Consider the following 11,054-nt stretch of genomic DNA (forward strand, 5'->3'; position numbering starts at 1 on the left):
TTCTTTAACTCTCCCGCCAATGAACCGGCGTTGCGGTTATCGTGGGAGAAATATCGACGCGCGCGAGAATGTCGGTCCACATGCCTATGTCGATACCCAGGCTTTTCCATGAACTGCTCCCGCCAAACCGATAAGGCTATGACGTGAGTTTCGTGCTCATTGCCGGCCGAATAACCGGTCATCGCGGCGCACTTCCCCGCTCCACACCTCGGACGGTTCCCGCCCGGAGCCGGAACCACCAGCCAATAGGTGTCCGAGGCCGCGGCGTTTCCCCTGTATGGTAGGGTCGCTTTCATGTTTTCCAGGGTTCGGACGGTGCCCACCGGTAACCTGCACCCCAGGCCTCGCACCCTGATGGTCGCGGGCTCGATCGGGATGCGGACCCGCGCCTACTGCCATGCAAGCGACATGGAGACGCGCTAAGCTGCGCTAAACGGCCGCGTGGACACGCGGCGCCTGCAAGGGAGATATCGCATGAGAAAGTGGTTTCCAGGACGCATTTGGGCGGTATGGGGCCTAGGAATCGCCTTGGGGGGCATCTCCCTGAGCACGCTGGCGCACCCCGCCTCTAACGACCGCGACGTGTCGCAGCCCGTAACCATCAATGCGTCCAATCGCGCGAGCTACACACATATCCTGCCAACCGGTCGTGTGACAAGCCCAGTCGGCACAATCAACGGCACGCCGAACTTCGCGACCGCCACCACCGTATCGGGCCATATCTTGCTTGTCCTCGCCAATGGCGCAACGCGCGCCCAAACCATCACCTCCTACGATGCCCATACCCTCGCGCCGATTGATCAGATGGCCGCCTACCGCGGCCGCCACAAGAGCCCGGTCGCGAGCGACGATGCGATCCTCGCCATCACGCACCAGGACCTCTTCCAGGGGCTAGCTACCGCCCCCGGCGGCCGCCTCTATGCCGCCGGGGGCGGTACCAATGACGTGCTCGCTTTGCGGAATGACCGGGGGCGGCTCACGCTCATACGGCGCTACCCCTTGATCTGGCAACCGTTTCCGAAGACCCAATACCCCTACCATTACCAAGGTCACCACGTGGGTAGTCCACGCCTGTTTTATCCCGACGCGGTCGTCCTCGGACCACACAACCATCACCTCTTTGTCGCGGGGCTGCTCGCCAACAGCCTGGCACGTGTCAACCTGAAGACCGGACACACCCGCTACCTCAATATCGGTGCCTACCCCTACGCCTTGGCGCTTGCCGATCATGGCAAGCGGCTCGCCGTGAGCCTCTGGGGCGCGAACGCGGTGGCGCTCGTCGACCCGCGTCACTTCACGCGCCTCGGCCGCATTCAAGTCGGTCCGCCAGCATCGGCCGCAGATGCGGCCGCTGGGCTGCACCCCACGGCAATGGTCGCGCAGCGTCAGGGACGCGACCTCTTTGTCACCTTGAGCAACGTCGATCGGATCGCACAGATCGATACCGCGTCCGGAAAGGTCGTGCGCTGGATCGACGACAGCCCCTACCCAAGCGCGCCGCCGGGAAGCTATCCCGACGCCTTAACCATCGCCCACGGACGACTGTTTGTCGCTAATGCCGGAAACAACGACATCGCGGTCTTCGATCCGCGATCAGGGCGCCGCGAAGGCCTGATCCCGACCGGCTGGTACCCGACCGCGCTTGCCAGCAGCACCCACGCGCTCTACGCCGTATCGGCAAAAGGCCTGGGCTCGGGACCCAACATTCGCCACCAATGGGTGGGCGACATGATGGACGGCCTCGTCCAGAAGATCCCGTTCTCAACCATAGCGGCACGACTCCCGCAGTGGACGAAGCTCGCGCTACGCCATGACGGCTTCACATCGCGCGAACGCGCAGCGCGCGAGCGCCACGACCAAGCCACCGCCGCCTTCCTGCACCATCACGTCCATTACGTGGTATTCATCCTGCGCGAGAACAAAACTTTCGACGAGGATTTAGGAAAATATCGTGCGGCCGGACGTTACGCGGACCCGAGGCTCGACCTCTACGGTCCGCACGAACTGCCGAACCTCTACGCCCTCGCGCACCGTTACACCTTATTTGCGCAGTTCATGGCCGACGGCGAGGTCACAGCCCAGGGACATCAGTGGACCACGGCGGCCTCGGACTCCGACTTCGTCCAGCGCACCTGGCCCGAGTACTACTCGCACCGCGGATTTGTCGCCAACCCCGGATGGACACAATCCCTAATCCCAGGAGGCGCCAGCGGCACAGGCGGCTTTCCCTTGGGTGTAGATAACCCGTATGCGATCTATGAAAACCTCTCGGCGCTCGGCAAATGGTCCAACCCCTGGATCAGCTACCCCGGCCGACTTTTTCTCTTCAACGACCTCCTAGCCCACCACATTTCTTTCGAGGACTTTGGGGAGTTCGTGTCTCGTGCGCGCGATGGCGCCATATCGCCAGCCATGAAGGCACACCTCGCAACCAGTTTCCCTGGCTGGGATCGAATGCTGCTCGACACCGCGCGCACGCATCTCGCCATCCGCTGGCTCAAAGCCCATCCCGGGGCGGCATTCCCTCATTTCATCTACATTTGGCTGCCCGATGACCATACCGCAGGCCGCAAAGCGTGCTACTACAGTCCGGACTACTACGTGGCCAATAACGACCTCGCTACCGCACAACTCGTCCACTACCTGTCGACGACGCCAGAGTGGCGCCATATGGTGGTATTCCTGACGGAAGACGACGCGCAGTCGGGGGCCGATCACATCAATGCTCATAGGACATTTGCGCTCGCGATGGGGCCGTGGGTCAAGCGCGGTCTGCTCGACACCCACCCCTATTCGCAGGTAAATATCCTGAAGACCACCGAGGCAATCTTCGGGCTGCCGCCGCTGTCACAATGGGACCAGAACGCGACCGTCCTAGCGCGCATCTGGGCTCGCGACCCCGACTATGCCCCGACTCGTGTTCGCCCCTCGCAAATCCCGCTTACGTTCAACGCAGGCGTCTGTAGGCGCTACACGCTCCTGCGTCGCGAGACCGGGGCCGCGGGCCATGTGCTCTCACCCGACTGGTATAAAGCGCACATCAACTCTCACGGTGCAAAGGCGCCCCCGGTACGCCATGCGTTCGCACCCACGACCCTGCTTAAGATCCCAGGGCCCGAACAGATGCGGCAGGAATGGGTGGCCTCGCGCGGGCAGGCGGCCTACGCGGCCATGCAGCGGTATCTCGCTGACTACGCGCGCCGACACGGTGCGCCCCTCGCCGCCTATGAGGCTGGCGCTGACCGCCAGACAGAACGCGCGACGCAGTGACAGGCAAGGGGCCCGGGTAACGCAAGCGCCCCAGGGGCGGGACGCGCGGTCAGACATCGGCTGGGCCCGCCCGCAAGTCAGCCAATAGGCTGCTTGCCCCGATCCGGAGGGTGACGGGCTCCATAAAGCCCGCGCCGAGATGGCGGACTACGATGTCCCGGCAGAGGGGCCGCTGGGCGCGGCTGCGCACACCTCGTGCAATCTTGAGCGATGCCACGCCCTGCCACCCGTAAACGTCCTAAGACTTGCGCCAAGTCCTCCACGCCCTCCGGCGTCGCGCCACAGCCGGCCTTGCCGATCGAGATTTTGACGAAGGCCGCACCCGGACGCGCGCTATCCCAAGCGATCACCTGACCTTGCGCCGACGATGGTATGAGCCCGGTCTCGAGGATCGCCTTCACGAGCGCGCACCGCGCAGGGGCCCGCCACAAGATCGGTCAGCGCAGCGACCGCACGCCCGTCGCCTGCGCCTAGCGCCGATAGGGGAGACGACATCGATCTCCGTAGCGCCATCGCGCAAGACCCCCTTCACTACCGCCAATACTGATCCAGCGGCCGGCCACTCCTTGGAAATCCGCGACCGTGACGATGGGTGTCGTCATCGCCCTCCCAGGCCTCGAGGCGTGCGAGGTCGAGGAGGCGGGTCCGATTAATCGGTGCCCGGGACACGGGCATTCCATTGCCTACGTCATCGGCTCGGCGAGATCGTGACCGCCAAAGGCCCAAGGCAAGAGTTGCGCGAACGGAACACCGATAGGCTCGAGCCCAAGGCCGGCCGCATAGACCATGGCTTGAGCCTCCATAAACTCCTGCAGCCGCTGCCGACAGCCCCCGCAGGGCCAAGCGCGCGCTGGCCGGGCGATCAACACGAGCGCGGCACGCAGCCGCCTATGGCCGACCGTGGAGACCATGGATCCAAGTGCCGCAGCCTCCGCGCACAACCCCAAGGGATAGGCGGCATTTTCCACATTGCAGCCGGCAAACACCTCGCCCGCAACCGTCAGGATCGCAGCCCCGACCGGAAATCCCGAGTAGGGCGCGTAAGCGTGCGCAATCCCCTCTTGCGCTGCACGCAAAAGTCTCTCCAAGTCATACCGCTCAACCGGCTCGCTCATTGCCCATCCCGCCCCGGAACCCCGTGCCGCCCTGCCGCCATTAAATACCCGGCTTAAGGTCTTCACAACTGGGTGGGCCGCCACGACTCCGGCGACCCGAAAATAGATCGGGGCACGCCATAAATGGCCCCTATGCCATCCCAAGCGCGCGCCCGGCCCTAAGGCGTGGCCCGGCTTCGACAAGGAGGCGTTGATCGGTCACGCACGCGCCCCGCGGGGCGCAAGGCCGAGGATGGGCCCAAAACGATCACAAATAGCAAGGCACAAAAAGGTGCGCGAGACATCTTCCGGCCCATACCTGCGGGCGGGCATCAGCGCCGCACGACTTCGCCGAGCGGAAAGGGATATTCGGCTTCGGCCCACGCCCATTCCGGGTTATACTTGCGGCGCTTAAAAAAGGCCGCGTCGAATAACCCGCGTGGCCGCCGCCATAAGGAAAGTCGCAGCCAATGCCAAGACAGTCACCGGGATTCGACGACAAGATGTCGCCGCAGGAGCGGCGCACGGCCTATTCGCTCGCCGCCATTTACATGGTCCGGATGTTGGGCCTGTTCATGATCCTTCCCGTGTTCACCATGTATGGCGCGGAATTGAAGGGCCACACCCCATTCTTGGTCGGGCTTGCCCTCGGAATCTATGGGCTCTCGCAGGCGAGCTTCCAGATCCTCCTCGGAAAGCTCTCCGATACAATCGGACGCAAACCCGTCATCCTGGGGGCGCTCGCACTTTTTATCCTCGGAAGCATAGTGGCGGCCCTCTCCCACACCATCGTGGGCGTCATCATCGGGCGCGCCCTGCAAGGGGCGGGCGCCATGTCGTCCACCATACTCGCCCTGGCCGCGGACCTGACCCGCGAGCAACATCGCACAAAAATCATGGCGACCATAGGGGTTACCATCGGGATCGCATTCACGCTGGGGATGGTCCTGGGGCCCGTACTGAACAGCCTGATCGGCGTGGCGGGGATATTCTGGACGACTGCCGTCCTCGGCGTGGTTGCCATGGGCATCGTGGTCGGAGTCGTGCCCGCGCCTCGATCCCATTTGCGCCACCGGGACATCGGTGTCGAGACAGCCTCCTTCAGTAAGGTTCTGGGTAACCCCGAGTTGTTGAGGATCGACCTCGGGATTTTCATCATGCAGTTCGTGCTTACCTCGAACTTCGTAGCTTTGCCCGTCGTGCTCGCTCACACCACGCACGTCGCCACCGACAAGAGCTGGGAACTTTACCTCCCCATCATGGTGTTCGCCTTCCTGGCGATGATCCCCTTCATCATCATCGCCGAACAGAAGCGTAAAATGCGCCAGATCCTGCTCGGCGCCATTACGGTCCTTGGGCTTGCGAACCTTACGAATATCTACGTAGATCGCTCCTTGGTCGCCATGGGCATTAACCTCCTTTTCTTCTTCACGGCATTCAGCGTCCTCGAGGCAACCCTCCCCTCGCTCGTAGCGAAAATCGCGCCCGTGAGCCAGAAAGGTACGGCCATGGGCGCCTACTCGACATCGCAATTCCTGGGCGTGTTTGCGGGCGGCACGATAGGCGGCCTCCTCAAAGGGGCCTGGGGTGTCAACGCCGATTTCTTGGCGTGCGCCTGTCTTGCCCTCCTGTGGTTATTCGTGGCGCGCAAGATGCCGGAGCCTCAATACCTCTCGAGCTATGTCCTACCGATCAACGCACCCGACCCCGCAGCGGCCCGCACCCTCCAGGCCTCACTTGCCGCCATTCGCGGCGTGGCCGAAGTCGCAGTCGTCGCAGACGAAGGTGCCGCTTACCTGAAGATCGACCGTGCCGTGGTCGACGAGGCCGAGTTGCGCGCCTTCGCGCGCCCATCCGCCGAACCCTTCGCAGCCCAGGCCTAACAAAGACCCCCCGGTGGGGTCATCCCCCTTGCGCGGCCTCGCCGCCCTCATATGGATTAACGTGGTTGGGTGTCCAAACCGCGCTTACGGTCGTCTGGCCGGGCCAAAGGGCCTGCGACGACCAAGGCCCGGCGCCTTCCCCTGCGCCAAAGGAAGCCTTCGGACTCATCCACATGGCGACAGACAGGGCCCCGCGCCCTCTGGCCGCGCCTTTTGCGGTCTTGGCAACCATTCAAGGCGCGAACCTCGGGCCTGCTTGTCGAATTTACACAGCAGGATCCAGGCTCACGTGCCGATCCTGCCATGCTGCCTTGACAATACCGCACAGTCTGTCAGACTGATAGAAAATGTCTGTATGTATTTGTATTTGCAGAAGCATTCAGGGAGCGCACAGGATGGCGAAATCTGTATGGCACCCGGCACATAATGGCGTGGCGCTCCCCCCTCATAAACTTTCCGCGCCAACGACGAGCCTACCGGTTAAGGCCTATTGCGCAAGCCTAAAACAGCGGCATACGCGCATAGGATACCCACCAGCGCAGGCGTCCCGACACTCATGACGCAAAGCCTCGGTACCCTGAATCAAACGCACTTTCCTCTCCTATACCTCAAGGACGACTTCACAGTAGCCGCTATAAACCATGCGGCCGAGGAACTGCTAGATCAAAGCGCTGCGACATTGGTAGGTCAATCTGTCGCGACCACCCTTCCCGGCTACGATGTGAATACATCGGACCTAGCGGATACGCGCGCGATCGTTACGATCGCGGCCAAGGATCGCAAAGACCAGCTTGTCGTCGAGGTACGCGCAAGCCGCACGTATGGGCCCGGCGCTATCCGATTTGTCCTCCTACTGCGCGACTTAGGCCGAGATCGAGACTCTCCCACACAAGACGCTCGCCTCGCACGCTCCTACCAAGCTTTGAGTGCGCTGAACGCCGCCATTCGCCACGCACGCGACGAAACCCAGCTCCTCACTATGACCTGTCGCTTGGCTGTGGATCTGGGCGGCTTCACTATGGCCTGGATCGGTATATCCGCGGACGGCAGCGGCGAGATACGCCCGGTCGCCCAATACGGTTCCGGGCTCGCCTACTTAGACGGCATTCGCATCTCTGCGGATCCGGACAAAATCGAAGGACGGGGTCCCGTAGGCGTCGCCTTTCGCGAAGGCTGGCCCGTGGTCATTACAGACTTTCAGGGCGATGACTCGACGCGCGCCTGGCGCGACCGAGCGACCGACGCTGGCCTCAATTCCTCCTGCTCTCTTCAGATAACACGGGGGGACGCCCCCTTCGCCGTTTTGAGCGTCTACCACACCCACAAAGCCGCCTTCGACAAGGACACGGTGGGCGTATTACGCGACATGACCCACACCGTGTCATTCGCACTGGACAGCCTCGACCATGAGCGGGAACGACTCGCCGCGCAGGAGGCGCTGGGCGACCGGGAGCGACATTTCCGCGCCTATTTCGAGCAGGCCGCCATTGGCATGGCGGCGACCAGCCCCGAAGGGCGGTGGATCGAAGTCAATAACGCCATGTGCTCCATGCTCGGCTACACGCACGACGAACTTCTCACCCACACATGCGACGATGTCGCTCACCCGGACGATTGGGCGGATAGCCTGAAGCTTCTGCAGAAACTCCAAAGAGGGTCTCTCGACGCCACGACGTGCGATATACGCTACCTCCATAAAGACGGCCATACGATCTATGTCCATGTGGCACTGCGAGCGGTGAGACGGGCCGACAGAGGCCTCGACTACATAGTCATGCTTTTGGAGGATGTCAGCGCAAGCAAGCGCCATGAGGACACGCTACGCAGGCTTGCGCGGATATTAGACGAATCCTCTGATGAAATTTACATGTTCGATGCTCGGTCGTATCGCTTCTTGGTCGTGAACAGGGGAGCACAACGCAACCTCGGGTATTCCGCTGAAGAGCTCTACGCCCTCAGTCCCCTCGACTTGAACCCCGGCCTTTCCCCGGAAGAATTCGCGCGCCTCATAGGCTCACTCGGCAATCCAGACGCATCGCATACGAAACTGGAGGGCGAGCATCGCCGCAAGGATGGGACGATCTACTCAATAGAGGCGCGCCTTCATCTATCGCTGACAGACGAAGTACCTGCGGTGGTCGCTATCGTCCAAGATACGACTGAGCGCCGCAGGCTCGAGGAACGCCTCCGCCATCAAGCGACACACGATATCCTGACCGGCCTCCCCAATTGGATCCTTCTCCATGATGTCCTGGACAAGGCCATGGCTAACGCGCGGCGACAATCCACGCTCACGGCGATCATGTTTATTGACCTAGACGATTTCAAGAATATCAACGATTCGCTCGGCCACGAATATGGTGACCGGCTTTTGCAGGAAGTCGCGAAGCGTCTAATAGGGGCCTTACGACACGAGGACTGGGTTGCGCGACGCGACGACCTTGTGGCGCGCCAGGGCGGGGATGAGTTCACGGTTCTTCTACAGAACCTGTCTTCTATCGACGACATATCCCGCATCGCTGAACGGGTACTCACCGCCATCGCTGAACCGCTGTCGATCCAGGATCGAACCGCGTACATGACCGCAAGCATCGGGATTACGGTCTACCCATTCGACGATACCGACAGCGATGGGCTTTTGCGAAACGCAGATGTCGCTATGTATAAAGCCAAAGAGGCAGGGGGTGGAGGATTCACCTTCTATGCCGCCGCCATGAGCGCCCGGATCAGTGAACGGCGCACTACGGAGGACGGGCTGCGCCTCGCGCTTGAGCGCGCCCAGTTCCTCCTTTATTACCAGCCACAGATCTCGCTGCGCACAAACCGTATTGTCGGCGCCGAGGCCCTCATCCGCTGGCAACACCCCGAGCATGGTCTGGTCGCGCCCAATCAATTCATCCGGGTGGCGGAAGAGAGCGGGCTTATCGTTCCGATAGGTGAGTGGGTTCTACTGACGGCATGTACCCAGGGCCGGATCTGGCAGGAGCGCGGGCTCCAGGGGCTTAGAATTTCGTTGAACCTGTCCGGACGCCAATTTAGGGATCGAAATTTCATCGCCACAGTCGACCGGATACTAAACTGTACGGGATTCGATCCTGCCACGAATGCGCTTGAGTTGGAAGTGACCGAGAGCACGCTGATGGATGACATGACAACCGCCGCCGAAACCCTCGCGGCCTTTCGCGCCACGGGCCTACGGGTCGCCCTCGACGACTTCGGCACCGGCTATTCGAGTCTCAATTATCTGAAGCGCTTTAAGATAGATACCCTGAAGATCGACCAATCATTCGTCCGCGGCATCATCTGCAACCCCGAGGACGCCGCCATCGCGTCGGCGATCATCACACTCGGTCATAGCCTAGGTCTCACGGTGATCGCCGAGGGGGTCGAGACCAAAGACCAGCTCGAACTGCTGCGCAAAGCGGGGTGCGACGAGGCTCAAGGCTATTACTATAGCAAACCCCTCCCTGCCCCGATCTTTGAGGAATGGCTCAGAACCTACCGGCCAAATCTGTAGTCGCCCGCGCGTACAGTCGAATCCTCGGGAGCTAGCGCGATGCGTTCATGTAGCACACACAGTTCGCGCAGATACACCCTATCCTCGGGACTCGCGAAGCGTTCCTTGGCATAACCGCAGAGCAGCGTAAACTTATGCGCCGCCATCAGGTCGTTCCAGAGACTTTCAAGCTCCAAGGCCCCGTAGCGATTCCCGCAAGCCCACAGAACGTCCGCCATCTCCTCGTAGACCCCGACCCTAGGGTAATGGGCCTCCATAGCGCGCACCACGCCACCGACCGAATCAAGGAATCGTGTGGCGTCCGGAACGGTGGAGGTCATGAACGAGGCCAATACTTCATTGGCATCCACGACGCGCAACTGCCCGCGCGCCTTCAGCCCGTCCACGCCGTACCCGAGCCCCCGCAAGCGCTCATCGAACAGCCGGCCGTGTTCAGCCGTGGCCACTAAAAGGACGGCTCCATCGCGCATCAATAAGGACGAACTAAAGGCGGTCACTGCGTCACAGCGCGCCTCTTCGTCGTCAAACAGCTGGAGGATATGGACATTCGTCTCCCCCATCTCGTCTCTGTCATCCATTCCGAGACCCAAAACCACTCCATGGCAAGCGACCTCATCGTACAAAGCAAGGCTCGAAAAAGCAACTCCGTGAGCGCACACAAGGCGCGTGTCCGGCAAAGGTGCACAGCCACGGCTCCCCACGGACCAGCCGATCCCGCCGACCCCACCCTGGACGGCGATCGGGCCACGCCGACAATAGAGGCCACCGCCCAGATACCGGGCCCGGAAACACGGGGGGCGCAGACGCCACGCCCTCAGAAGGTCAAAGCTCCACCGGCGCCACGCCGTGGTGGTTAGGGATAGGCACAATCTCGCCCAGCCCCCACCGTGCTATTCGGCGTGGGCTTCAGATAAAGGGATTCCCACCGAAGCGACGGCATCCGTCGTGACTCTATCTATGATCTGCGCGCATCGTATCCGCGGCGTCGAAGCCGCAAGGCCCGTGCCGCCGGTCCCATGCCAAGTCAAAGCCTACGCATGCACAGGGCCCATAGGGGCGGAGTCAAAACTTCCGCTGCCCGCCACCCATGCGTCGGGTTCCCTTACCCTCGCATATCCCTCTTGCCCTCCAACGCCGGCGGCCTGGTCCTTCGATTGCCCGACTGACCTTGCCCTGGTTTCGTGGACACCTCGCATTCAGGAGATGGTAGCCTCAAACGTCATAGGGCTCATATATCCCAATGTCGAATGGCGGCGTTGACGATTATAGAACACTTCGATGTATTCGAAT

At 61.8% G+C, this 11,054-nt stretch carries 7 protein-coding genes; 3 read left to right on the forward strand and 4 right to left on the reverse strand.

Features of this window, described 5'->3' with window-relative positions:
* The first annotated feature begins 474 nt into the window (after positions 1-474).
* On the forward strand, positions 475-3,270 hold the full coding sequence (locus ACYCTF_RS13320) for a bifunctional YncE family protein/alkaline phosphatase family protein (protein WP_461284272.1): 2,796 nt from the start codon (positions 475-477) through the stop codon (positions 3,268-3,270).
* Positions 3,271-3,740: 470 nt separating this feature from the next.
* Here ACYCTF_RS13320 and ACYCTF_RS13325 read toward each other — a convergent pair whose 3' ends face one another.
* Both ACYCTF_RS13325 and ACYCTF_RS13330 read right to left on the reverse strand, forming a co-directional pair.
* A complete protein-coding gene (locus ACYCTF_RS13325; RefSeq protein WP_461284270.1) occupies positions 3,741-3,872 on the reverse strand; it encodes a hypothetical protein in 132 nt (43 codons plus the stop codon).
* An 81-nt stretch (positions 3,873-3,953) separates the two neighbouring features.
* Positions 3,954-4,385, reverse strand: coding sequence for a cytidine deaminase (locus ACYCTF_RS13330; RefSeq protein WP_461284269.1), 432 nt, complete (start codon positions 4,383-4,385; stop codon positions 3,954-3,956).
* Between the two features lie 449 nt (positions 4,386-4,834).
* On the opposite strand from ACYCTF_RS13330, the gene ACYCTF_RS13335 reads away from it, so the two are divergent.
* Entirely contained in the window at positions 4,835-6,247 is a 1,413-nt protein-coding gene (locus ACYCTF_RS13335; protein ID WP_461284268.1) for an MFS transporter, read from the forward strand.
* Positions 6,248-6,803: 556 nt separating this feature from the next.
* Positions 6,804-9,764 (forward strand): bifunctional diguanylate cyclase/phosphodiesterase, encoded by a 2,961-nt coding sequence (locus ACYCTF_RS13340; RefSeq protein WP_461284267.1) that lies wholly within the window; start codon positions 6,804-6,806, stop codon positions 9,762-9,764.
* Here ACYCTF_RS13340 and ACYCTF_RS13345 read toward each other — a convergent pair.
* A complete protein-coding gene (locus ACYCTF_RS13345; protein WP_461284266.1) occupies positions 9,746-10,342 on the reverse strand; it encodes an MEDS domain-containing protein in 597 nt (198 codons plus the stop codon). The two genes, ACYCTF_RS13340 and ACYCTF_RS13345, sit on opposite strands and share 19 nt — an antisense overlap.
* A 618-nt stretch (positions 10,343-10,960) precedes the next feature.
* Positions 10,961-11,054 (reverse strand): IS3 family transposase (locus ACYCTF_RS13350; RefSeq protein WP_461285028.1); only part of this gene is annotated, 94 nt, incomplete at its 5' end.

The sequence above is a fragment of the Acidiferrobacter sp. genome, from assembly GCF_054609335.1.